At 58.8% G+C, this 23,489-nt stretch carries 23 protein-coding genes and 3 tRNA genes; 15 read left to right on the forward strand and 11 right to left on the reverse strand.

The features are described 5' to 3' along the window. Positions 1-69: 69 nt before the first annotated feature. Positions 70-513: a pilin gene (locus tag ACQ4LH_RS11830; protein ID WP_430697343.1), complete on the reverse strand. Its 444-nt coding sequence runs from the start codon at positions 511-513 to the stop codon at positions 70-72. 223 nt (positions 514-736) lie between these two features. On the opposite strand from ACQ4LH_RS11830, the gene pilB reads away from it, so the two are divergent. The 5 genes from pilB to yacG all read left to right on the forward strand — a co-directional run bounded on the left by pilB (position 737) and on the right by yacG (position 5,614). Further along, a complete protein-coding gene (gene pilB / locus ACQ4LH_RS11835) occupies positions 737-2,440 on the forward strand; it encodes a type IV-A pilus assembly ATPase PilB (RefSeq protein WP_430697344.1) in 1,704 nt (567 codons plus the stop codon). A gap of 3 nt (positions 2,441-2,443) precedes the next feature. Next, a complete protein-coding gene (locus tag ACQ4LH_RS11840) occupies positions 2,444-3,661 on the forward strand; it encodes a type II secretion system F family protein (protein ID WP_430697345.1) in 1,218 nt (405 codons plus the stop codon). Positions 3,662-3,664: 3 nt separating this feature from the next. Then, positions 3,665-4,534: a prepilin peptidase gene (locus tag ACQ4LH_RS11845; protein WP_430697346.1), complete on the forward strand. Its 870-nt coding sequence runs from the start codon at positions 3,665-3,667 to the stop codon at positions 4,532-4,534. Positions 4,535-4,802: 268 nt separating this feature from the next. Further along, the gene (coaE, locus tag ACQ4LH_RS11850; RefSeq protein ID WP_430697347.1) at positions 4,803-5,417 is read left to right on the forward strand and encodes a dephospho-CoA kinase; all 615 of its coding nucleotides are present in this window, start codon (positions 4,803-4,805) and stop codon (positions 5,415-5,417) included. Next, on the forward strand, positions 5,414-5,614 hold the full coding sequence (gene yacG, locus ACQ4LH_RS11855) for a DNA gyrase inhibitor YacG (protein ID WP_275960686.1): 201 nt from the start codon (positions 5,414-5,416) through the stop codon (positions 5,612-5,614). Before coaE ends, yacG begins: the two co-directional genes overlap by 4 nt. 3 nt (positions 5,615-5,617) lie before the next feature. On the opposite strand, the gene ACQ4LH_RS11860 is transcribed toward yacG, so the two are convergent. Together ACQ4LH_RS11860 and ACQ4LH_RS11865 are read right to left on the reverse strand one after the other, a co-directional pair. Further along, complete coding sequence (locus ACQ4LH_RS11860; protein WP_430697348.1) at positions 5,618-5,833, reverse strand: hypothetical protein; 216 nt, start codon at positions 5,831-5,833, stop codon at positions 5,618-5,620. A gap of 104 nt (positions 5,834-5,937) precedes the next feature. After that, complete coding sequence (locus ACQ4LH_RS11865) at positions 5,938-6,627, reverse strand: energy-coupling factor ABC transporter permease (protein ID WP_430697349.1); 690 nt, start codon at positions 6,625-6,627, stop codon at positions 5,938-5,940. A gap of 133 nt (positions 6,628-6,760) precedes the next feature. Here ACQ4LH_RS11865 and ACQ4LH_RS11870 point away from each other — a divergent pair, with 133 nt between their 5' ends. From ACQ4LH_RS11870 to ACQ4LH_RS11885, 4 genes are all read left to right on the forward strand, one after another. Further along, positions 6,761-7,390, forward strand: coding sequence for a DUF1780 domain-containing protein (locus tag ACQ4LH_RS11870; protein ID WP_430697350.1), 630 nt, complete (start codon positions 6,761-6,763; stop codon positions 7,388-7,390). Further along, the gene (locus tag ACQ4LH_RS11875) at positions 7,387-7,881 is read left to right on the forward strand and encodes an MOSC domain-containing protein (RefSeq protein WP_430697351.1); all 495 of its coding nucleotides are present in this window, start codon (positions 7,387-7,389) and stop codon (positions 7,879-7,881) included. Before ACQ4LH_RS11870 ends, ACQ4LH_RS11875 begins: the two co-directional genes overlap by 4 nt. 81 nt (positions 7,882-7,962) lie before the next feature. Next, positions 7,963-8,136: a DUF3094 family protein gene (locus ACQ4LH_RS11880; RefSeq protein ID WP_160085534.1), complete on the forward strand. Its 174-nt coding sequence runs from the start codon at positions 7,963-7,965 to the stop codon at positions 8,134-8,136. Between the two features lie 63 nt (positions 8,137-8,199). After that, the gene (locus ACQ4LH_RS11885; protein ID WP_430697352.1) at positions 8,200-9,501 is read left to right on the forward strand and encodes an NAD(P)/FAD-dependent oxidoreductase; all 1,302 of its coding nucleotides are present in this window, start codon (positions 8,200-8,202) and stop codon (positions 9,499-9,501) included. A gap of 119 nt (positions 9,502-9,620) precedes the next feature. Here the strand turns inward: ACQ4LH_RS11885 and ACQ4LH_RS11890 are convergent. From ACQ4LH_RS11890 to ACQ4LH_RS11900, 3 genes are all read right to left on the reverse strand, one after another. Then, positions 9,621-9,696 (reverse strand) — tRNA-Lys (locus ACQ4LH_RS11890). Positions 9,697-9,701: 5 nt separating this feature from the next. Then, a tRNA-Pro gene (locus tag ACQ4LH_RS11895) sits at positions 9,702-9,778 on the reverse strand. A gap of 9 nt (positions 9,779-9,787) precedes the next feature. After that, positions 9,788-9,863: transfer RNA gene (locus tag ACQ4LH_RS11900), tRNA-Asn, on the reverse strand. A 212-nt stretch (positions 9,864-10,075) separates the two neighbouring features. Between ACQ4LH_RS11900 and ACQ4LH_RS11905 the strand changes: the two genes are divergently transcribed. Both ACQ4LH_RS11905 and ACQ4LH_RS11910 read left to right on the forward strand, forming a co-directional pair. Continuing rightward, positions 10,076-12,433 carry a DUF1631 domain-containing protein gene (locus tag ACQ4LH_RS11905; RefSeq protein ID WP_430697353.1) on the forward strand — a complete coding sequence of 786 codons (2,358 nt, stop codon included), beginning with the start codon at positions 10,076-10,078 and terminating at the stop codon, positions 12,431-12,433. Between the two features lie 9 nt (positions 12,434-12,442). Further along, positions 12,443-12,778, forward strand: coding sequence for a PilZ domain-containing protein (locus ACQ4LH_RS11910; protein ID WP_275960678.1), 336 nt, complete (start codon positions 12,443-12,445; stop codon positions 12,776-12,778). Positions 12,779-12,862: 84 nt separating this feature from the next. Here the strand turns inward: ACQ4LH_RS11910 and clpB are convergent, their stop codons facing one another. From clpB to rluD, 3 genes are all read right to left on the reverse strand, one after another. After that, positions 12,863-15,427: an ATP-dependent chaperone ClpB gene (gene clpB, locus ACQ4LH_RS11915; protein WP_430697354.1), complete on the reverse strand. Its 2,565-nt coding sequence runs from the start codon at positions 15,425-15,427 to the stop codon at positions 12,863-12,865. 165 nt (positions 15,428-15,592) lie between these two features. Then, complete coding sequence (gene pgeF, locus ACQ4LH_RS11920; protein ID WP_430697355.1) at positions 15,593-16,318, reverse strand: peptidoglycan editing factor PgeF; 726 nt, start codon at positions 16,316-16,318, stop codon at positions 15,593-15,595. Between the two features lie 47 nt (positions 16,319-16,365). Then, positions 16,366-17,340 carry a 23S rRNA pseudouridine(1911/1915/1917) synthase RluD gene (gene rluD / locus ACQ4LH_RS11925; RefSeq protein ID WP_090251260.1) on the reverse strand — a complete coding sequence of 325 codons (975 nt, stop codon included), beginning with the start codon at positions 17,338-17,340 and terminating at the stop codon, positions 16,366-16,368. A 147-nt stretch (positions 17,341-17,487) separates the two neighbouring features. Between rluD and ACQ4LH_RS11930 the strand changes: the two genes are divergently transcribed. The 4 genes from ACQ4LH_RS11930 (at position 17,488) to ACQ4LH_RS11945 (ending at position 21,842) form a co-directional block, all read left to right on the forward strand. Next, on the forward strand, positions 17,488-18,471 hold the full coding sequence (locus tag ACQ4LH_RS11930) for an outer membrane protein assembly factor BamD (RefSeq protein WP_430697356.1): 984 nt from the start codon (positions 17,488-17,490) through the stop codon (positions 18,469-18,471). Positions 18,472-18,683: 212 nt separating this feature from the next. Then, positions 18,684-18,923, forward strand: coding sequence for a PP0621 family protein (locus ACQ4LH_RS11935; RefSeq protein WP_430697357.1), 240 nt, complete (start codon positions 18,684-18,686; stop codon positions 18,921-18,923). Beyond that, positions 18,913-20,502 (forward strand): sensor histidine kinase, encoded by a 1,590-nt coding sequence (locus ACQ4LH_RS11940; protein ID WP_430697358.1) that lies wholly within the window; start codon positions 18,913-18,915, stop codon positions 20,500-20,502. The genes ACQ4LH_RS11935 and ACQ4LH_RS11940 overlap by 11 nt, the downstream gene beginning before the upstream one ends. A 2-nt stretch (positions 20,503-20,504) precedes the next feature. Then, a complete protein-coding gene (locus ACQ4LH_RS11945) occupies positions 20,505-21,842 on the forward strand; it encodes a sigma-54-dependent transcriptional regulator (protein ID WP_430697359.1) in 1,338 nt (445 codons plus the stop codon). A 68-nt stretch (positions 21,843-21,910) separates the two neighbouring features. On the opposite strand, the gene thiO is transcribed toward ACQ4LH_RS11945, so the two are convergent. Continuing rightward, on the reverse strand, positions 21,911-23,017 hold the full coding sequence (gene thiO / locus ACQ4LH_RS11950) for a glycine oxidase ThiO (RefSeq protein WP_430697360.1): 1,107 nt from the start codon (positions 23,015-23,017) through the stop codon (positions 21,911-21,913). A 22-nt stretch (positions 23,018-23,039) separates the two neighbouring features. Then, positions 23,040-23,474 (reverse strand): type IV pilin protein, encoded by a 435-nt coding sequence (locus ACQ4LH_RS11955; protein WP_430697361.1) that lies wholly within the window; start codon positions 23,472-23,474, stop codon positions 23,040-23,042. Between the last annotated feature and the right edge of the window lie 15 nt (positions 23,475-23,489).

Raw genomic sequence — 23,489 nt, forward strand, 5'->3', positions numbered from 1 at the left:
TCAAAAAAAAACGCCTCTATTAAAGAGGCGCTCACTACAACCAGCGATTACAATACAGTTTAGCTGGAATTAGTTCCGGCAAGAAGCTGGCAGATGCTTAGCCTCGCCCGCGGTGCGCGCACAAGTCCACTGAAGCTGAGTATCTGAACCTGCGGCGGCAGCGGGTGTCAAAGTAAATGCAGGCTGAGTTGTAGCGCCAGTGTTTTTGGTGGTAACCCGAATCACACCGTTGGCCTCAATACCTACACTCGCTACATATGCATTGGCGCCAGAGCCCTGAGTGAAGCTGTAGCCGCTATTCGAAGCTGTAACGCTTGCAAGACTACCAATGGATGCTGCAGTCTCAGCCACAGCTAGTTTGGCTGCCGAAGCCTGCAACATACCTTCCGAAACCTTTGTACGGATGGTGTAGTCCTGGTAAGCCGGCAGCGCAATGGCAGCTAGAATACCGATGATCGCGACTACGATCATCAATTCAATCAGAGTAAAACCTTTCTGCATTTGGGATTTCATAACTGTCTCCTAGATTATGTTTAGGTCTGTGACCTAAACATAACCTTAGCAGATTACGTGCCAAGTACTCAGCCTCCGATAGCTAACGCTTTTATCGCCAGCCTCGATAACACCAAATAGAGAAAGGCTGGCACTAACTGCCCTTTTTTGTCACATCCAGGTGTTGCGTTTGGCACGCGCCAATCAACTAGGCTATAAGGCGTAGATTGATATGGAGCCTGCAATGAACGACAGCGTGTCCCTTACCGGCCTTGCCCGCCAGATGGTCTTGGCAGAGCTACTGGATGAAAAAACTGCCCAACAGGCTCAAAGCCAAGCCCAGCGTAATAAGCTGTCACTCGTCACGTACCTAGTACAGAACAAACTGGTGAAAAGCCGGGTACTGGCGGAGCTTGCATCTGAGCAGTTCGGTGTCTCGTTCGCTGACCTGAACTCGATTGATAAAGAGAGCCAACCAAAGGACCTAGTAAGCGAAAAACTAGTACGCCAACACCGCGTGCTGCCGCTCTGGCGTCGTGGCAACAAGCTGTTTGTTGCTGTGTCTGACCCCACCAACCATCAGGCCGTTACCGACATACAATTCAGTACCGGGATGAACACAGAGGCCATCCTGGTTGAAGACGACAAGCTTGGCGAAGCCATTGAAAAATTCTTCGATTCTGCCGCCAGCGGCATGGACGATCTAGGAGACATTGACCTCGACGGACTAGATGTTGAAGCTGTTAACGATGATGGCCCAGACAGCGGCGAAGGCAACGCAGCTGATGACGCTCCGGTAGTACGCTTTGTCAACAAGATGCTGCTGGATGCCATTAAAGGCGGCTCATCTGACCTACATTTCGAGCCTTACGAGAAGACATATCGCGTGCGTTTTCGTACCGATGGAATTCTGCATGAGATCGCCCGCCCGCCCATTCAGCTATCACCGCGAATATCTGCACGCTTAAAGGTAATGGCCGGACTGGATATTTCTGAACGCCGCAAGCCACAGGACGGGCGCATCAAGATGCGCATATCCAAAACAAAATCAATCGACTTTCGCGTCAGTACCTGCCCAACCCTATGGGGCGAGAAGATCGTGATGCGAATTCTTGACTCAGCAAGCGCCCAAATGGGTATCGACGCCCTAGGCTATGAAGAGTCGCAAAAAGATCTTTACATGTCGGCGCTCAAACAGCCTCAAGGTATGATCCTTGTGACCGGCCCCACCGGCTCTGGAAAAACTGTATCGCTGTATACCGGGTTGAATATCCTCAACACCGTTGACGTAAATATCTCCACAGCAGAAGACCCTGTGGAAATCAACCTGGAAGGCATCAACCAGGTCAACGTCAATCCCAAGCAGGGCATGGACTTTACCGCCGCACTCAAATCCTTCCTGCGCCAGGACCCGGACATCATCATGGTCGGTGAGATTCGAGACTTGGATACAGCCTCCATCGCCATCAAAGCTGCCCAGACTGGCCACATGGTCATGTCAACCTTACACACCAACAGCGCAGCAGAAACCCTGACCCGCCTTCGCAACATGGGGGTTCCGTCATTCAACATCGCAACCTCGGTCAACCTGATCATTGCCCAACGCCTGGCCCGCAAGCTTTGCAATAACTGCAAGAAAGAAATACAGATTCCCCGGGAAACCCTGCTTGAAGAAGGTTTCCCAGAAAACAAGATTGGCACCTTTAAGATTTTCGAGCCCGCGGGCTGCGAAAATTGCAATGGCGGCTACAAAGGTCGTGTCGGAATTTATGAAGTGGTTAAAAACACGCCTGCACTGCAACGGATTATCATGGAGGAAGGCAACTCTATTGATATTTCCATCCAGATGCGCAAAGACGGCTTTAATGACCTGCGTACTTCAGCCCTGCTGAAGGCCATGCAAGGCGTTACCAGCCTCGCCGAAGTGAACCGTGTGACTAAGGACTAACCGATGGCCGTTAAAGCACTAAAAACCAGCACCTTCGCCTGGGAAGGCACCAATAAGCAGGGTGCAAAAATAAAAGGTGAAGTCAGCGGCCAGAACCCAGCACTGGTAAAAGCTCAGCTGCGCAAGCAGGGCATCAACCCCACCAAAGTACGCAAGAAATCCGCCTCGCTGTTCAGTGCAGGCAAAAAAATCACACCAATGGATATTGCGCTGTTTGCTCGACAAATGGCCACCATGATGAAAGCAGGCGTACCACTGCTCCAATCTTTTGAAATTATTGGTGAGGGACTGGACAACCCCAATATGCGTAAACTGGTAGATGACATAAAACAACATGTTGCTGCCGGTAATAGTTTCGCGGCTTCACTGCGTACACGACCAGAATATTTCGATGATCTGTTCTGCAACCTAGTAGATGCAGGCGAACAGGCGGGCGCACTTGAGGACCTACTGGACAGAGTTGCCACATATAAAGAAAAAACCGAAGCACTAAAAGCAAAGATAAAAAAGGCAATGAATTACCCGATTGCCGTAATTGTTGTGGCCGTTATAGTTTCAGCTATATTGCTAATCAAAGTAGTACCACAATTCGAGACTGTATTTTCAAGCTTTGGAGCAGAGCTACCTGCGTTCACCCAATTTGTTATAAGCATCTCTCAGGGTCTTCAAAAGTGGTGGTTTGTAATACTTGTAGCTACATTTATTCTAATATTTTCGCTCAGAGAAGCAAAAAAACGCTCCGAGAAATTTCGAAACTGGATTGACCGCACGGCCCTGAAAGCGCCTATTGTAGGAAGCATTATCTACAACTCATCCGTAGCCCGTTACTCGAGAACCTTGGCAACCACCTTTGCCGCAGGTGTTCCTCTCGTCGAGGCATTAGACTCAGTTGCAGGGGCAACCGGCAATATTGTATTCAAGAATGCCGTTAATAAAATCAAGCAGGATGTTAGCGCTGGGATGCAGCTTAATTTCTCAATGCGCAGCACAGGCGCATTCCCGTCAATGGCCATTCAAATGACCGCTATTGGTGAAGAGTCCGGCGCACTGGACATGATGCTGGATAAAGTAGCAAGTTATTATGAAGCGGAAGTAGATAATGCTGTTGATGGCTTGACTAGCCTGATGGAGCCCCTAATCATGTCCGTACTGGGCGTATTGGTTGGCGGCCTGATCATCGCAATGTACCTGCCAATCTTCCAACTGGGCGCCGTTGTTTAACCTATGTCAGTAATCGACTTCTTGGCCAGCCACGTGCTGGCCTTTATTTTATGCGCACTGCTTGTCGGCTTGTTGGTCGGCAGCTTCCTCAATGTGGTGGTTTATCGCCTACCCAAAATGATGCAGCGCGATTGGCATGAGCAGGCCCGTGAAATATTGGAGCTGCCCGCCGAGCCCCATACAGCAACATTCAATCTGGTACTGCCCAACTCAACTTGCCCGCACTGCTCCCATGAAATAAAGCCCTGGGAAAACATTCCGGTTATCAGCTACCTGTTTCTGCGCGGCAAGTGCTCAAGCTGCAAAGCATCGATCAGCATGCGCTACCCACTGGTTGAGCTGGCTTGCGGTTTGTCGTCGGCCTTTATCGCCTGGCACTTCGGTTTTACCTGGCAGGCTGGCGCGATGCTGCTGTTGACCTGGGGCTTGCTGGCGATGAGCTTGATCGATGTTGATCATCAGCTGCTGCCGGATTCGCTGGTGCTACCGCTGTTGTGGCTTGGTTTGATTGCCAATAGCTTTGGCATATTTACCAGCCTAGAAGATGCGCTCTGGGGGGCAATTGCCGGCTATCTGAGCCTATGGTCGGTGTACTGGTTATTCAAGCTGGTAACCGGCAAGGAAGGCATGGGTTATGGCGACTTCAAGCTGCTGGCCATGCTCGGCGCATGGGGTGGCTGGCAGGTCTTGCCGTTGACGATACTGCTGTCGTCGCTGGTTGGTGCGATCCTGGGCCTGATCATGCTGCGCTTGCGTAACGCTGAAACCAGCACGCCCATCCCTTTCGGCCCTTACTTGGCGATTGCCGGTTGGATTGCCTTGCTCTGGGGTGAGCAAATCACCTCCAGCTATCTACAGATCGCCGGCTTCTAATCAAGCCACCGGCGGTGGGAGGCGCTTTAGCGGCGAGCGGTTCAAGAACAGTCGCGGCTAAAGCCCCTCCTACAGGCCAGTAACATAGCCCGGATGTACTCCGGAAAATCCCCCAAGATTGCATCCAGGCTACGGTTTTCGCTGGCCATCCAGCGAGCCTGCAGATACGCCTATATCTTTCGCGGGCACGGCCCGCTCCTACTGTTCGCCAGCTGCCAAGCTGCTGCACTACAATCGCGCCTTCGAATGACCGGCAAGAGCACGCACCTTGACCACAAAACCTTGGATTCTTGGCCTTACCGGCGGCATTGGCAGCGGCAAGAGTGCTGTGGCCCAGTACTTTATCGATCTGGGCGTGCATCTGGTCGATGCCGACCACGCAGCGCGTTGGGTGGTTGAGCCTGGTAAGCCGGCGCTAACCAAGATCGCCGAGCACTTCGGCAGCGATGTACTGCAAGCTGATGGCCAACTTGATCGCGCGGCACTGCGCAGCCGGATTTTTGCCGACGCCGGTGAGCGGCGCTGGCTTGAAGCGCTGCTGCATCCGCTGATCGACAAGGAAATCATCCAGTACCTGGCGCGGGCAGAATCACCCTATGCCATTCTGGTTTCGCCGTTGCTGGTTGAATCAGGCCAGCACAAGCTGACCCAGCGCATACTGGTGGTGGATGCCCCCGAGCAGCTGCAAATGCAGCGCACCATGGCTCGCGACCAGAGCTCCAGCGAGCAGGTGCAGGCCATTCTCAAGGCTCAGGCCAGCCGTAAAGAACGCCTACGCCACGCCCATGATGTGCTGCTCAACGATCAAGACTTGCCCTGGCTGCGAGCCGAAGTGGAACGACTCCACACCTTTTACCTGAGCCTACGCGGAGGCCAAGCATGAGTACGCCAACCCTAGTCGCCTGCCCCACCTGCAACGCGCCCGTCGAATGGGGCCCGCAAAGCCCGAACCGGCCCTTCTGTTCAGAACGCTGCAAGCTGATCGACCTCGGCGCCTGGGCCTCGGAAGAGCACGCAATTGCCGGCAACCCACTGGAAGATGATCTGTTCTCTGGCGAGCTACCGCCGCGCGAGCACTGATATTCAGGGCCGCATAAAGCTGTAGTCGCGATCGCTATCCAGATTGTCAGCGAGAAACTGCAGCTCTGCGGCCAGATCCGCCGCGCTGCGTCCGGCCCGGCTACGCTCGACCACTGCGCTGAGCAAGGCCCGCAGCACCATGGCCTGATCAAAACCCTGCGCCTCGACACCCAGCAAGCTCTGCTCAATTGTCTGCCTTGCCCATTGATGCACACCCATATCGCGCCCTCTCCGTTGATAGATCAAAGATCGCGCATAGCCGTTCGCGCAGCTTGATCTGAATCAAGCTGCGCAACGCAATCGAAACGCTGAAGGGCGTGCCATCAGCGCGGCAGATCATCATCCTTCCAGGGCGCGGCCAGATAACGCGTGCGATTGAAGGTCTCCAGCCAATCCGGATAGAACACCACCAGCGCCGTGACCAACATGCCGTTGATAAAGGCCTCGGGGAAAATCACCAGCCAGAGGTAGCCGATAAAGTCCTCCAGCCATGGCGGCATAGGGAACAGCCCATCCACCCAGAGCACCGTGAAGGCGGCAGCGATACACAGCAACGCCGCCAGCGCAGCGGCGAAGAAGCCACTGCAGAAGATATACACGAACAGATTGCGCGGCTGTTTTTTCTCGACCCACAGCGCGCATGCCTCGGTCACCCACACGGGAATCACCACCAGCAGCACACCATTGACGCCCAGCGCAGCAAGGTCCTGCCGGCCCAGCGCCAGCAAGCCCAGCTGCGCAATCAACCCCACCAGCATGGCCAGAGGCCAATCCAGCAGCAAGGTGACCGCCGTCATGCCGATAAAGTGATAGGACAGGCCCGAGTCGAAATCTCGGCGTACCAGCCACAGTACAAACAGCGCCAGCGCCGTGCCGCAAAGCAGATGTTGGCGGCGCAGATCACTGCACAGCTCAACCCAGGGCGCACGCCAGATCGCCCAGCACAGCAGCGGCAAATAGATCAGCCAACCCAGTATCTGACTGGTGGAAGACAATAAGTGCGCGGCAATCATGCGGAACAACCCCCAAGCCATCGTGGCCGACTTGCGCAGTCTACAACTGCGGCCTCCAGCAACACATGAAAAGCCCGCAACAACCGTCGCAGAGGGATACCAACAACCCAACCGCGCAGGCTAAGCTGAGCCCATGGATGACTCAGATTACCTGCGCCTGCTGACGCATCAGGCCGAACAAGCCAACGCCTTTCTCTCCAACGCGCGCAAGTGGGAGCGCGAGCGCTGGGTGTGCCAGCGCCTGTTGCAAGCCTTGAACGTCAGCCATCGCCTGGATGAGTTCAGTGCCGCGGGCCATGAACCGCCTGACGTGTTGTTCCGCGAGGCCAGCTTTGAGGTGTTCTTCGTCCTCGACGAAGGTCGCCGCCTGAATGATGAATGGCGCGCCGAACTGGAACGGCGGCGCAGCGCATTTTCCCTCAGCCAGCTGGTGCGCCGCGAAGCAAAACCACGGCGCATCGCCGCCGCCGAACTGCAACAGCGCCTGACGCCAACCCTGCGCAAGAAAGCCCACAACTATAAAGAGCGCGGCCTCGACCTGAGCGAGCTGGACCTGCTCGCTTACGTCAACCTGAAACGCGCGGTGCCGGACTTCAATAGCCACTTTCCGCCGCCAACCGAGTTTCTCCGCCAGGGCTGGCGCTCGCTATCACTGGTCGGCCCGACCTTTGCGCGCGTGCTTTTCGCTCACCCGGACGCTCCGGACTTTCTGCGCAACAACCTCGGCCGCTCCGTACTCTTCGATGTGGGCATCAGCCTGTGAGCCCTTTGCACGAATTGCTCGCGGCCGTGCCGCAACAGGGCTGCGTGCGCTGGATTGGCGTTCGCCCAGCCTCGCGGGCGGCGATGATCGAGCTGGAGGCCGTTGAAGCGCGCCGCGAAGCCGGTCTCACCGGCGACCACAGCCGGCCAGGGCCACGCAATGCCAGGCAGGTCACCCTGATCCAGTGGGAACACCTGGCGGTGATCAGCGCATTGATGGGCCGCCCAGCCGAACAGCCAATCAGCGCACCTGAAATACGGCGCAATATCGCCATCAGTGGCATCAACCTGTTCAGCCTCAAAGGCCGGCGTTTTCGCCTCGGCCAGGCGATCCTGGAAACCACCGGTTGGTGCCAACCCTGCGCCAAGCTGGAAGAACGCCTGGGGCTTGGCACCTTTCAGGCCATGCGCGGCCACGGCGGAATTACTGCGCGCGTGCTACAAGGGGGCATTATTCGTCTGAATGACGCCCTGCGCGTTGAGCCTTTATAAGCCGCGCAGCTAGAATGCCCAGCACTTCAGCCTGCAATCGATCCCATCAATTGCCAAACGGCCCCTTAATTCGAGGCACGCATGTCCAGTCGCCTGAACCCTGATGATCAAAAACGTGTCGAGCAATACCTCAGCGCTCCGCAACATCAGGTCGAGCGCCAGCCGTTCAAGGTTTGGCGGCTGCTGCTGATCATCGTGATGGTCACGATTGGCCTGGGCGTGCTGAGCCGTCTTCTGAGTCGACTGGTGCTATGAGCTGCTTAGCGCTCGCCCACAGCGACTCGCCACTTTTTCTTAAAAGCCTTGTGAGCGTGTCTGATGACTCATCAAATCATAATTGTCGGCGGCGGCGCCGGCGGACTGGAGCTTGCTACCCGCCTGGGTAGAACCCTGGGGAAACGCGGCCAGGCCAGGATCACGCTGGTCGACGCCAACCTGACGCATATCTGGAAACCGCTGCTGCACGAAGTGGCCGCTGGCTCACTGAACTCCTCCGGCGATGAGCTGAACTACGTGGCGCAGGCCAAGTGGAATCACTTCGAGTTCCAGCTGGGCCGGATGTGCGATCTCAACCGCGCAGAAAAACGCATCAGCCTGGCGGCCACCCTGGACGACCACGGCCAGGTGCTGATGCCTGCTCGCGAGCTGAGTTATGACAGCCTGGTCATCGCCGTGGGCAGCACCACCAATGACTTCGGCACTGCCGGCGCCGCCGAGCACTGCCTGTTTCTGGATACACGCGAGCAGGCCGAGCGCTTTCACCGTCAACTGCTCAGCCATTACCTGCGCGCCCACGCCAGCCAGAGTGAAACCACCGAGCTAATCAATATCGCCATCGTCGGCGCCGGTGCCACGGGCGTTGAACTCGCCGCCGAGCTGCACCACGCAGCGCGTGAACTGGCGGCCTATGGCCTGGATCGGATCAGCCCGGAAAATATGCGCATCACCCTGATCGAAGCCGGCCCGCGGGTATTGCCAGCCCTGCCGGAGCGCATTAGCCATCCCGTGCATAAAACCCTGGAGAAGCTCGGCGTAACCGTGCTCACTGGCGCCGCCGTCAGCCAGGTGACTCGCGAGGCGCTGCATACCGCGCAAGGCCAGGTTATTCCGGCCACCTTGAAAGTCTGGGCGGCGGGGATTCGCGCGCCTGATTTCCTTAAAGAGCTGGATGGCCTGGAAAGTAATCGCATCAACCAGCTGCAAGTACGCCTGACGCTGCAAACCACCCAGGACGACAACATTTTTGCCTTCGGCGACTGCGCCGCCTGCCCACAACCCGGCAGCGAAGGACGCAACGTGCCGCCACGCGCACAAGCGGCGCACCAGCAAGCATCGTTGCTGGCCAAATCGCTGAAGCTGCGCATTGAGGGCAAAGCCCTGCCTGAATACCGCTACCGCGATTACGGCTCACTGATCTCGCTGTCGACCTTCTCGGCGGTCGGCAACTTGATGGGCAACCTGACCGGCAGCGTTATGCTCGAAGGCTGGCTGGCCAGAATGTTCTACGTGTCGCTCTACCGCATGCATCAGATCGCCCTGTATGGCGTAACCCGCACGCTGCTGATGATGCTCGGCGACCGCATCGGTCGCAGCACCGAGCCACGTCTTAAGCTGCACTAAGTTGTCTGCGGACAAGGCCTCGCCTTGCCCGCAGTAACCCCAGCTAGTGGCGAAGCAAAAATCGCAGGCAATAAAAAACCCGCACTAGGCGGGTCTTTTACTTTCAAGCGTGCTTGAAATGGTGGGTCGTGTGGGATTCGAACCTACGACCAATTGGTTAAAAGCCAACTGCTCTACCAACTGAGCTAACGACCCAAAAATGGTCGGGGTAGGGGGATTCGAACTCCCGACATCCTGCTCCCAAAGCAGGCGCGCTACCGGACTGCGCTATACCCCGATGAAAGATTGGCTCCGCGACCAGGACTCGAACCTGGGACCCAATGATTAACAGTCATTTGCTCTACCGACTGAGCTATCGCGGAACTACTTGCTTCCTTTCTCAGAAACCGGAGCCGGTTGTTAAATCGTTTCCCGTGTCTGAGGCGCGCCATTTTACGTTTCCGCGCGCGCCTGTCAACCCCTTAAATTGCTTTTAGTACAATGATTTGCAGCTGCGTGAGCGGCTGCTATATCTTCCCTATGTCTGTATTCATTGCAGGACGCACCAGCCGTAAGGCTCCAGCCAGGAAAGTCCATGAGTAACCAGGGCATACCGCCAAATCCACCCGGCTCAACGCAGACCCTTGCCAGCCGGGGTATCCAGCCGCGCTTCGGCGACCTGGTGCAAAGCTGTCGAAAACTGGTAATGAACCGCCTGGCCGAACACCTGACCGGGGTCTTCGCCCAGGTCGACGACACGCTGTTTGAGTGCGCCGAAAAAGCCGAGAACAATCAGGTGCAAACCCTGTTCTTCGACAACATGCGCGAGATCCGCAGGCAGCGGCCACAGATAGAACGCAGCTACCACCAGCAGATCGCGCAGAACTTCTCCGACTTCCTCGAAGGCAAGCTCAAGCCGCCACCCAGCGCCAGCGAGCTGGACGCTGAGCACATGGCCCTGGTGCAGAACGAGGATTATGAAGAAAGCCTGCAAGTCACCAATATGGTCAGCCGGGTCAAGGCGCGCTGTGCGCAGCCGCTGTTTGCCCTGGAGCAACGCCTGGCCCTGCTGAACAACGGCCAGAAGCTAGGCGAGGACATCAACCCCTTCGGTCCGCAGATGATTGCCCAGGCCTTTCGCGACGCGCTGACGCCCTGCCCGTTTCCGCTGCGTATAAAGGTCATCCTCTATACGCTGTTTGATACTCATGTGATGCAGAGCCTGGACAGCATCTATGCCGCGTTGAATCAACGCCTGATCGATGCCGGTGTACTGCCTAACCTCAAGTACACCGCGCAGCGCAACAACCCGCCGGCCCCTACAAAGACAACACCCGCCGCCGCACCCGGCGAACACCCGACCGAGAGCAGTACAAGCAATAGAAACCCGGGCGGTACTGCCACCGCGCAACCTCAAGCGCAACCCTACAGCGCTGGCAGCACCGATCTAAGCGGTCCGCCGCCGAACGACCCGCAGGAATTGCTCGGTAGCCTGGCAACGCTGCTGAGCGAACACCGCCAACGCGACATTGACGCGCCACTGCTTGGCGGCACCCGCAGCATTGCCAGCTTTACCCCGCGCGAAGCGACCAGCACCTACAGCGCCTCGGCCCTGCTGGATGCGCTCAACCGCATGCAGCAGCAATCGGCCAACGACCTGTCACAGCGCCTGAGTCGCCCGCAGCAGGTAGAAGGCCTCAAGGCCGATTTACAGCAACAGTTGGAAGCCCACAGCGAGCTACCTGGTCAGCAGAAGGTTTCCGACCAGGAAGCTGACGTGATCGACCTGGTCGGCATGCTGTTCGACTTTATCCTCGACGACGACAACCTGCCGGACAGCTGCAAGACCACCCTGTCCCACCTGCACACGCCCTACCTGAAAGTGGCGCTGCAGGACAAAGCGCTGTTCACCCAACACCATCATCCTGCCCGCCGCCTGCTCAATGCCATGGCCCAGGCCGGCGTGCTGTATGGCGGCGACGGCGATGAACGCGGCCTGCTGGCCAAGATGCAATGGGTAGTTGAGCGGGTTATCCATGATTTCTTCGGCGATCTGCAACTGTTTGAAGGATTGCTGGAGGAGTTCAACGAGTTCGTTGCCACCCTCAGGCACAAAGTCGAACTGCGCGAACGCCGCGCGGTGGAAGCAGCCAAAGGTCGCGACAAACTGCTCGGCGCTCGCCAGCACGCGGTCGAAGCAATAGCCAATAGCCTGAACAATCGCCAGCCGCCGACCATCATCCGCAACTTCCTCGAATTGACCTGGGCCGACGTACTGGTATTCGTGCTGCTGCGCAACGGCGAACAGAGCCCGGAATGGCAGCGCGCCTGTGAAGCGGCCGAGCAGCTGGCCTGGAGCGGCATCCTACTCGACGAAACGGGTCGGGAACGCCTGCAGAAACTGCGCGTACCGCTGCTCGAAGACCTGCGCAAAGGCCTGGAACTGCTCGGCGGCTACCACGAGGACGGAATCCGCCGCCTGCTGCAGGACTTGGTAGCCTGCCAGCACGCCGTACAGGCTAAACAGCCGCAGGTGGCTGCCCAACTCAAACCGACGCTGCCAGAGAGCCCATTGGGCGCCATGCTCGGCGAAGATGCCGCACTGGCGACCCTGGCGCCGCGCGAATCGACACTCTCGGCCCGCGCGCAAACACTGGCCAAGGAGCTGGGGCATATCGAGTTCGGCACCTGGTTCGAGTTCGTCAATGGCGAACAGGTACGCACACTCAAGCTGTCCTGGTTCAGCCCAACCACGCGTAACTATATGTTTGTCGACCAGAGCGGCCAGCGCGTGGCAATCAAGCCACTCACCCAGCTGGCCACAGAAATGGAACAAGGGCTGGCGCGCATCGTCACCCCTGAACGAGGTGCACCGCTGGTGGACCGCGCCCTTACCGCCATTTACCGCGTGCTCCAGCGTTTTACCGGGCGCACGGCTGAGCCTCAAGAATAAGGAACTCCTATGGATGACGAACGTCGCCTGCACAGCCGGCATAACGCCGACGTGCAGCTGGAAGTCTTCGACTTACACACCGGGCAGCGCCTGGGCCGCGTGGTCGACCTGTCCGCCGATGGCTTTATGTTGTTCAGCGATACCCCGCTGACCGCCGACGAGCTGGTGGAGTGCCGCCTGGTCAGTGAACAGGAGGTTGAAGGCGTGTGCGAAATCACCCTGGGGGCCGACTGCCTATGGAGCCGCCCTGGCGCCGACGGCCAGCATTGCTGGGCAGGCTTTCACATCATTGATCTGGCCGAAGATCAGGCGGCCGCGCTGGAAATTCTGCTTAAGCATCTGTAATCCAGCCCCATAAAACACACCCCGGTCAGCGCAAACTGAACCGGGGTGTGTTTTATTCGGCAGCCTTAATGCTATCGGCTGCGCTTAGCCGAAGACGATCTCATCACCCTCGACCCTGCCCGTCACGCTAGTGCCAGGGGCAAACTTGCCGGCCAGAATCAGCTGCGCCAAGGGGTTTTCGATCCAGCGCTGCACTGCACGCTTGAGCGGGCGCGCGCCATAGACCGGGTCATAGCCGACGGCGATCAGCTTGTCCAAAGCCTCGTCGGACAACTCCAGGCTCAGCTCGCGTTCGGCCAGACGCTGACGCAAACGACCCAGCTGGATTTGCGCAATCCCAGCAATCTGATCGCGAGCCAGCGGCTCGAAGATCACCACCTCATCGATCCGGTTGATAAATTCCGGACGGAAGTGTGTGCCCACCGCATCCATGACCGCCGCCCGCTGCGCCTCGCGATCACCGACCAGCTCCTGAATCTGCGTGGAGCCGAGGTTGGAGGTCATCACGATCACGGTGTTCTTGAAATCCACGGTGCGGCCATGACTGTCGGTCAGGCGCCCATCTTCCAGCACCTGCAACAGCACGTTGAACACATCCGGGTGAGCCTTCTCCACCTCATCCAGCAGGATCACCGAATAGGGCTTACGGCGTACGGCCTCGGTCAGATAGCCACCCTCCTCGTAACCGACATAGCCCGGCGGCGCACCGATCAGCCGCGCCACGGAGTGCTTCTCCATAAACTCGGACATATCGATACGCACCAACGCCTCTTCGGTATCAAAGAGAAACTCGGCCAGCGCCTTGCACAGCTCGGTCTTGCCGACCCCGGTCGGGCCGAGGAAAAGGAACGAACCGCTCGGCCGATTCGGATCAGATAGTCCAGCACGGGAGCGCCGCACGGCGTTAGCCACGGCGACTACGGCTTCGTTCTGACCGATGACCCGCTGATGCAGCAAACCTTCCATTTTCAACAGTTTGTCGCGCTCGCCTTCGAGCATTTTGCTCACCGGAATACCGGTCCACTTCGATACCACTTCGGCGATTTCTTCCTCGGTAACCTTGCTGCGCAGCAGCTGGTTCTCGCTTTTACCGTGCTGGTCGACCATCTGCAGGCTGCGCTCCAGGTCCGGAATAATCCCGTACTGCAGCTCAGCCATACGATTGAGATCACCCTTACGCCGCGCCGCCTCAAGCTCCTGACGGGCTTGCTCGATCTTCTGCTGAATCTGCGCGGAGCCTTGTACCTCGGCCTTTTCCGATTTCCAGATATCTTCCAGGTCGGCGTACTCGCGCTCCAGCCGCGCAATGTCTTCGTTAAGCTTGGCCAGGCGCTTGATCGCCGCTTCGTCGTCTTCTTTCTTCAACGCCTGAGCTTCAACTTTGAGCTGAATCAGACGCCGCTCAAGGCGATCGAGCACCTCAGGCTTGGAGTCGATCTCCATACGAATGCGACTGGCCGCTTCGTCGATCAGGTCGATGGCCTTGTCTGGCAGCTGACGGTCGGTGATATAGCGGTGCGACAGCTTGGCCGCGGCGATGATCGCGCCGTCGGTGATGGCCACCTTGTGGTGCACCTCGTAACGTTCTTTCAGGCCACGCAGGATGGCGATGGTGTCTTCTTCGCTCGGCTCATCGACCAGCACTTTCTGGAAGCGCCGCTCCAGCGCCGCGTCTTTCTCGATGTACTGGCGGTACTCGTTGAGCGTGGTCGCGCCGACGCAGTGCAGCTCGCCACGCGCCAAGGAGGGCTTGAGCATATTGCCGGCGTCCATCGAACCTTCGCCCTTGCCGGCGCCAACCATGGTGTGCAGCTCGTCGATAAACAGGATGATCCGCCCTTCCTGCTTGCTCAGTTCATTGAGCACCGCTTTCAGGCGCTCCTCGAACTCGCCGCGGAACTTGGCGCCAGCAATCAGCGACCCCATATCCAGCGACAGCAGACGCTTATCCTTCAAGCCATCCGGCACTTCGCCGTTGACGATGCGCTGAGCCAGGCCTTCGGCAATCGCCGTCTTGCCCACGCCCGGCTCGCCGATCAGCACCGGATTGTTCTTGGTGCGGCGCTGCAATACCTGAATGGTGCGGCGGATTTCATCATCACGACCGATCACCGGATCGAGCTTGCCTTCCTCGGCACGCTTGGTCAGGTCGACGGTGTACTTGTCCAACGCCTGGCGGTTTTCCTCGACGTTCGGATCATTCACCGCATCGCCGCCACGCAAGTTGGTCACGGCGTTTTCCAGCGCCTTGCGGCTGACGCCCTGACCGAGCAGCAGCTTGCCCAGCTTGGTGCTCTCATCCATCGCGGCCAGCAGCACCAACTCGCTGGAGATAAATTGGTCGCCCTTCTGCTGCGACAGGCGATCAGCCTGATTGAGCAGGCGCGCCAGATCCTGCGACAGATTGACGTCGCCGGATGGATTCTGGATTTTGCCCAGCTGATCCAGCTCCTTACCGAGAGCCAGACGCAGGCTGTTGACATCAAAACCGACCTGCATCAGCAGCGGCTTGATCGAGCCGCCTTGCTGTTCGAGCAATGCCTGCATCAGGTGCAGGGGCTCAATGGCCGCATGGTCCAGACCAACGGCCAGGGACTGCGCATCGGATAGCGCGAGTTGCAACTTGCTGGTTAAACGATCAATACGCATAAACAATCAACCCTCGTGGTGGTGGCAGGCCGGCGCACTGAATCGCACCCAAACAGAAAGCCTGCGAGATGAAGAGTAGATGAGGACGATTGTGCGGGTTTCAAGCCGAGCGGCGTTGACCTGGGTCATTTGCCGCAACAGCGCCGCAGGTGCGGCACGTGAGGATCAGTTGCCCAGCCAGATCAGGCTGGCAAAGCGCCCGGTTTGCGCCGAACGGCGGTAGGAGAAGAAACGTGGATCGTTAAAGGTGCAGAAATCGCCGCCGTAGACCGCCTCAACGCCACAGGCGGCCAGACGAATGCGCGCCAACTGATAGATATCGGCCATAAATTTGCCCGCATTGGCGCTAGGCTGGAATGCAGCGGCGGCCTGCGCATGCAGGGCGACAAAGGCTTCACGCACTTCCGCGCCCACTTCGAAGGCCTGCGGACCAATCGCCGGCCCTAGCCAAACCAGCACCTGATCCACCGGCACTGCCAGTTGCTCCAACGTGGCTTCAAGCACCCCAGCAGCAAGCCCGCGCCAGCCGGCATGGGCTGCAGCTACACGGGTTCCCGCGCGATCACAGAACAGCGCTGGCAAGCAATCGGCCGTCATCACCGTACAGGCAACGCTAGGCTTACTCGTCCAACTGGCGTCGGCTTCAAGCACTAGGGCTGGATCAGCTTCGACCACCGCAACGCCATGCACCTGCTGCAACCAGGCGGGCTTGCAGCCGAGCAGGCTGACCAAGCGTTGACGGTTTTTCAGCACGGCTTGCGGGTCGTCGCCGACATGCTCGCCCAGGTTGCAACTGTCGAACGGCGCAAGGCTCACGCCGCCTGAACGAGTAGTAACGCTAGTTTTTACTCTTGCCGGTGCGGGCCATTGCGGCGCTAGCCAGTCGTGCATCCTGTCACCCAACTCCCTGTTACCCACTCGTATTAGCCAGATATTTGTCAGCCAATAAAGGCTTCACGATCCTGACGCAGCAGCGTCAGCAACCAGACAAAGTCGTCTGGCAATGGCGACTGCCATTTCATCCGCTCACCGCTAATCGGATGGTCCAGCTCAAGGAAACGCGCATGCAAAGCCTGGCGCGGAAACTCCTTGAGGGTCTGCACCATGCTCGGGTTGGCAGCTGGCGGAATGCGGAAACGCCCGCCGTAAACCGGATCGCCTACCAGCGGGTAGCCGATGTGGCTCATGTGTACGCGGATCTGGTGGGTGCGACCGGTTTCCAGCTTGACCCGCGCATGGGTATGCGAGCGATAGCGCTCCAGCACCCGGTAGTGGCTGACGGCAGGCTTGCCCCCATCACTCACCGCCATGCGCTGGCGTTGCGACGAACTGCGACCGATCGGCGCGTTAATCTTGCCACCGGAGGTGATTACGCCAATCACGATGCATTCGTAGATACGGCTGACCGAGCGCTTCTGCAGCTGGTCGACCAGACGAGTCTGCGCTTCGATAGTCTTGGCCACCACCATCAGGCCAGTGGTGTCCTTATCCAGACGATGGACAATGCCGGCACGCGGCACATTGATAATGTCCGGCACGTGGTGCAGCAAGGCGTTGAGCAAGGTGCCATCGGCATGCCCTGCAGCCGGATGCACAACCAGGCCGGCGGGCTTGTCGATGACCAGAATCTGCTCGTCTTCGTAGACAATATTTAGCGCGATGTCCTGGGCAATCCATTCGCCCTGGGCTTCCTGCTCGGCGTTCAGCGCCAACAGTGCACCACCGTGGACGATGTCGCGCGGGCGCAACACCTCACCATCGACGGTCAGCAGACCCTCTTTGATCCAGGCAGACAGACGCGAACGCGAGTGCTCGGCGAACAGGAGTGCGGCGACTTGATCGAGGCGTTGACCGCCCATTTCATAGGGCACCTCGGCGTTCAGTTCAATGATCTGCTTATTAATAGAGGACATGCTCGGCAACAGAGGGGGCATAGCTTTTGGTTTCGGCTACACGCTTGTGGTTAAATACGGCGTCTTTGCCCCAGGGGTACCGGGGGCGCTCATCATAACAGGACGGCTTTGCTCAAGACAGCCGCCGTCACAGGGACGCAAGCCGCCATGCAAGTGAAACACCTGCTGCTGATCGCAATCCTCGCCCTCACCGCCGCCTGCTCATCGAAACCGGTGGTCGACGAAAACCTGAGTGAGGCCGAACTCTACCAGCAGGCACAGGCCGACCTGGATAATAGTAGCTACACCAGCGCCGTCGCCAAGCTCAAGGCACTGGAGTCGCGCTATCCGTTCGGCCGCTATGCCGAGCAGGCGCAGCTGGAGCTGATCTACGCCTACTACAAAAACGTTGAGCCAGAAGCTGCCAAATCCGCAGCGGACCGCTTTATCCGTCTGCACCCGCAGCACGCCAACGTTGATTACGCCTACTACCTCAAGGGCCTCGCCTCGTTCGACCAGGACCGTGGCCTGATCGCCCGTTTCGTCCCGCTGGACATGACCAAGCGCGACCCGGGTGCCGCCCGCGACTCGTACAACGAGTTCGCCCAGCTCACCAGCCGCTACCCCACCAGCCGCTACGCGCCAGACGCCAAGCAGCGCATGATCTACCTGCGCAACTTGCTGGCCGCCTATGAGATCCACGTGGCGCATTACTACCTAACTCGCAACGCCTACGTAGCAGCCGCCAACCGCGGCCGTTACGTGGTGGAAAACTTCCAGGAAACCCCAGCAGTCGGCGACGGCCTGGCGGTAATGACTGAAGCCTACCAGCGCCTGACCCTGGACGACCTAGCTGCCACCAGCCTGGAAACCCTCAAGCTCAACTACCCGGATCATCCAAGCCTGGTCGACGGCCAGTTCGTCCCGCGTGAAGAAGAAGCCGACAGCCGCTCTTGGATGGCCAAGGCAACCCTGGGCCTGATCGAAACCGACACGCCGCTGCCACCGGGCGAAACCCGCGCCAGCCAGGACGTGATTCGTCAGTACGAAGATGCCGAAGAGCAGATTCCGGACGACCTCAAGGCCGGCACCAGCGAAGAACAACCAAGCCGCTCCTGGTTCAGCTACCTGACCTTTGGCCTGTTCGACTAAGCCGGCAAAACACAGTGAAAAAGGGAGGCCAACGGCCTCCCTTTTTATTGCTCAACTGGCCGCGCCAGGCCTGCCCGCTAGCCAGCAGCCAAATACTAAGCGCTGCTTATTGCTCAAAGCGGCGGAAACAACGCTCGGCACACTGTTTCAGCGCTGGGCGCACGAAGGTGGGTTAGCTAAACTGCCCGCTTACCGATAATAAAGAGAGCGCCATGGGCCTGTTCCGCTTACTGTTCTGGATTGCCATTATTGCGGCGGCATTTTGGCTATGGCGGCGTTTTACTCGACCAGCCCCCCCTCGCAGCAAAGACCACAATGCCAGCCCAACCCCCATGGTGCGCTGCGAGCATTGCGGCACCCACGTCCCCCGCGACCATGCGCTGGCAAAGGGCGAACAGTGGTTCTGCAGCCAGACGCACCTAGAACAAGGCCCACACTCCGGTGAGCGCTGATTTCTCCCTGAGCGGAGAACAAAGCAGGCGAATCCTGCGGCTCTATCACCTGTACCGCCTGGTTATCGGCATCACCCTGGCGCTGCTGGTATCCAGCAATCTGGACAGCGAACTGTTGGACATGATGCATCCGACGCTATTTCGCAATGGCAGCTGGCTGTATCTGGCGCTTAACGTCCTAATTATCGCCACCGTGCGCAGCCCCAAGGGTCTGGCGCAGGTATTCAGCCTGGCCCTGGTCGATGTAATTCTGCTGTCTGGCCTGTTCTATGCCGCCGGCGGCACGCCCAGCGGTCTCGGCAACCTGCTGATTGTCGCCGTAGCGATCGCCAATATCCTGTTGCGCGGGCGTATCGGCCTGCTGATTGCCGCAGTCGCCGCTACGGGCATGATCTACCTGACCTTCTACCTCAGCCTCAGCCGACCGGCCGCTGCCGCCCAGTACGTGCAAGTCGGCGCACTTGGCGCGCTGTGCTTTGCCGCCGCACTGTTTGTGCAGGGGCTGACACGCCGCCTGCAAGTCAGCGAAAGCCTGGCCGAGCAACGCGCCGCCGACGTGGCCAATCTGGAAGCGCTCAACGCGCTGATTCTGCAGCGCATGCGCACTGGCATTCTGGTGCTGGATGAACTGCACCGCGTGCTACTGGCCAACCAGGGCGCCAACCACCTGCTTGGGCATGCCGATCTGACCGGCAAGATTCTCGACCCCCACTGCCCCGAACTGATCAAGCGCATGCAGCAATGGTCGCACAACCCCAGCCTGCGCCCCGCCAGCCTGCAAGCGGCACCCGATGGCCGCGTGCTGCAGCCGAGCTTTATCGCCCTGCAGCGCGGCGAGCACAAACACACACTGATCTTCCTTGATGACATCTCGCAGATCGCCCAGCAGGCACAACAGCTCAAGCTTGCCTCACTAGGTCGCCTGACGGCCGGCATTGCCCATGAGATCCGCAACCCTCTAGGGGCAATCAGTCATGCTGCACAACTGCTGCAGGAATCCGAAGAGCTGGAAGGCCCGGACCTGCGTCTGGCGCAGATCATTCAAGATCACTCGCGGCGGATGAACCTAGTGATCGAGAACGTTCTGCAACTATCGCGGCGGCGCCAAGCCGAACCGCAACTGCTCGATCTGAAGTACTGGCTACACCGCTTCGCCAGTGAGTTTCGCAGCAGCGCCGCCCCAGGCCAGACCCTGCATTTGGAAACCAGCGGCGGCAGCATCCAAACCCGCATGGACCCACACCAGCTCACCCAAGTGCTGAGCAACTTGGTGGAAAATGGCCTGCGCTACAGCGCGCAGAAGAACAAGCATGGCCAGGTATGGCTAAACCTGTTCCGCGACCCGGAGAGCGAGCTGCCGGTACTCGAGGTGCTGGACGATGGCCCAGGCGTATCCGAAGAACAGCTGCACCACCTGTTCGAACCCTTCTACACCACGGAAAACAAAGGCACCGGCCTGGGCCTGTATATTTCCCGCGAGCTATGCGAAAGCAATCAAGCCCGTCTCGACTATAAACTTCGTGAAGGTGGCGGCAGCTGCCTACGCATCACTTTCGCCCACCCGCGCAAACTGAGCTGACCATGACCCGCCAGAGAGCCCTGATCGTCGATGACGAACCCGATATTCGCGAACTCCTGGAAATCACTCTGGGGCGCATGAAGCTCGACACCCGCAGCGCGCGCAACGTCAAGGAAGCCCGCGAATGGCTGGCGAAGGAACCCTTCGATCTATGCCTCACTGACATGCGCCTGCCTGACGGCACCGGCCTGGAGTTGGTGCAGCATATTCTGATGCGTCATCCGCAAGTACCAGTGGCGATGATCACCGCTTACGGCAGCCTGGATACCGCGATCAATGCCTTGAAAGCCGGCGCATTCGACTTTCTGACCAAGCCGGTGGATCTCGGTCGCCTACGTGAACTGGTGGCTGCCGCCCTGCGCCTGCGCAGCGCCGATGGTGAAGAACTGCCGGTGGACAGCCGCCTGCTCGGCGATTCGCCGCCGATGAAGGCAATGCGCAAACAAATTCTCAAACTGGCCCGCAGCCAGGCACCGGTGTATATCAGCGGCGAATCCGGCAGCGGCAAGGAACTGGTTGCTCGCCTGATCCACGAGCAAGGCTCACGCGGCGAGCAGCCCTTTATCCCGGTCAACTGCGGGGCCATCCCCACCGAGCTGATGGAAAGCGAGTTCTTCGGTCACAAGAAAGGCAGCTTCACCGGCGCCATAGAAGACAAACAGGGACTATTCCAGGCTGCCAACGGCGGCACGCTGTTCCTTGATGAGGTCGCCGACCTGCCACTACCGATGCAGGTCAAACTGCTGCGCGCAATTCAGGAAAAAGCCGTGCGTGCCGTCGGCGGCCAGCAGGAGCTGATCGTGGATGTGCGCATCCTCTGCGCCACCCACAAGGATCTGGCCGGAGAAGTCGCTGCCGGGCGCTTCCGTCAGGATCTGTATTACCGCCTCAACGTGATCGAACTGCGCGTACCCGCTCTGCGTGAACGTCGCGAAGACATCGCACTGCTGGCCGACATCATGCTCAAGCGCCTGGCCGAAGGGACCGGCCTCAGTCCGGCCAAGCTTGATGATGACGCCCTGGAGAAACTCAAAAGCTACCGCTTCCCAGGCAATGTTCGTGAGCTGGAAAACATGCTCGAGCGCGCCTATACCCTGTGCGAAGACGATCGCATCACCACCAGCGACCTGCGCCTGGCCGACAGCATACCGATCAGTGAACACGGCGAAGCCAACCTCGCGCAGATCGACAATCTGGAAGACTACCTGGAAGCCATCGAGCGCAAGTTGATCATGCAGGCTCTGGAAGAAACCCGCTGGAACCGCACCGCCGCCGCACAACGCCTGGGCCTAAGCTTTCGCTCGATGCGCTACCGGCTAAAGAAGCTCGGCATCGACTAACGCAATACATCACAAAGCACAGTTATAGGAGGGGCTTTAGCCGCGAAGCCCCACCCAAACCAACCGGCTCAAACAGCCGAACCCAACCGCCCAGCAGGCGCATAGGGTGCGGGGTCCACAATCGGCTCACGCCCCAGCATCAGGTCCGCCAGCAATTGGCAGGACGCCGGAGCCAGCACCAGTCCATTGCGGTAATGCCCGCAGTTCAGCCACAAACCATCATGCCCCGGCACCGGCCCAATAAACGGAATGCCCTCAGGCGAACCTGGCCGCAGCCCAGCCCAATGCCCCACCACCTCGGCATCGGCCAGCGCTGGCAATAACTCAATAGCGGAAGCCTTCAAGCTGGCCAGCGCCTCGCCGGTCGGCGTCTTGTCGAAACCCGCATGCTCTAGCGTGCTGCCAATCAGAATATGACCGTCACGCCGCGGAATCGCATAACGCCCCTTGGCCAGCACTATTGCAGGGAGAAAGTCTTCGGCGCACTTGTACAGAATCATCTGCCCCTTGACCGGCACAACCGGCAACTCGATGCCAAGGGTCTTCATCAGCTCGCCACTCCAGGCACCGGCAGCCAGCACCACCTGATCGGCATACATATCACCCTGTGCGGTGTGCACACCCGTGATACGCCCACACTCGCGAATAAAACCACTGGCCGCACAGTGCTCATGCAGGGAGACATTCGGCATCTGCTGCAACGCCGCCCGCAACGCTTTGACCAGGCGCGGGTTACGCACATTCGCCACATCCGCCATCTGCACCGCCCGCCCGAAGCCTTCAGCCAGCGCCGGCACAGCTCGCTCTACCGCCGCAACATCAACACGCTGCAGAGGCCGCCCCTCACGCTGCGCCCAAGCGAGCGCCTCAGCCTCGTCGTCAAGATCAAGCCAATACAGGCCCGTGACATATACCTCTGGATCAATCTGTGTCTGCGCCAGCAACTGCTCACCCAAACGAGGATAAAAATCCTGCGACCAATGCGCCAATGCAGTTACTGCCGGACTGTAACGCCAGGGATAGAGCGGTGAAACGATTCCCCCGCCGGCCCAAGAGGACTCGCGCCCTATTGAACCTGAGTCAACAATAACGACATCACGACCTGCTTGCGCCAGCAGCATGGAGGACAGCAAGCCAACAACACCGCCGCCCACACAGATAGAACTCAACTGCACGCCCTCAACGCACTGCACCTAGCTAGCGGCGCCAACAAGCAGCACTCCCTAGCGCTCCTGAGGCGGCAGTAGCCCCGGTATGAGTAATGCTGAGCGTTCCGCACGCATCCCCAGCCATGGCACCAGCAGGAACGGCCTGTAACGTATAAGCCCTTGCCTGCAAACTTCCGTTGGCTGGAGCAACGTTGTAATAAGCCGCCCCACTTGCAGGAATCGCCGTCTGAAAAACTGGAGCAATCGCATCGCAGTTAGCCGCCTCCGCGCAATAGCGGCCATTTACCGAAAAAAACACTTCCAGCCGCTGCGCTGCTTCGGTCAGCACAGCCGCAGCTTCTGATCGCCTGGACTTAGCAACACTGTCCTGATACGCCGGAAAAGCGATTCCGGCCAATATCCCAATCACGGCGACGACAATCATCAATTCAAGCAAAGTAAAACCCTTCAACTTTTTATGCATCACATCGGCGCCCTC

It is taken from the genome of Pseudomonas peli (assembly GCF_050563605.1).
In the GTDB taxonomy this organism is placed as follows: Bacteria; Pseudomonadota; Gammaproteobacteria; order Pseudomonadales; family Pseudomonadaceae; genus Aquipseudomonas; species Aquipseudomonas peli_A.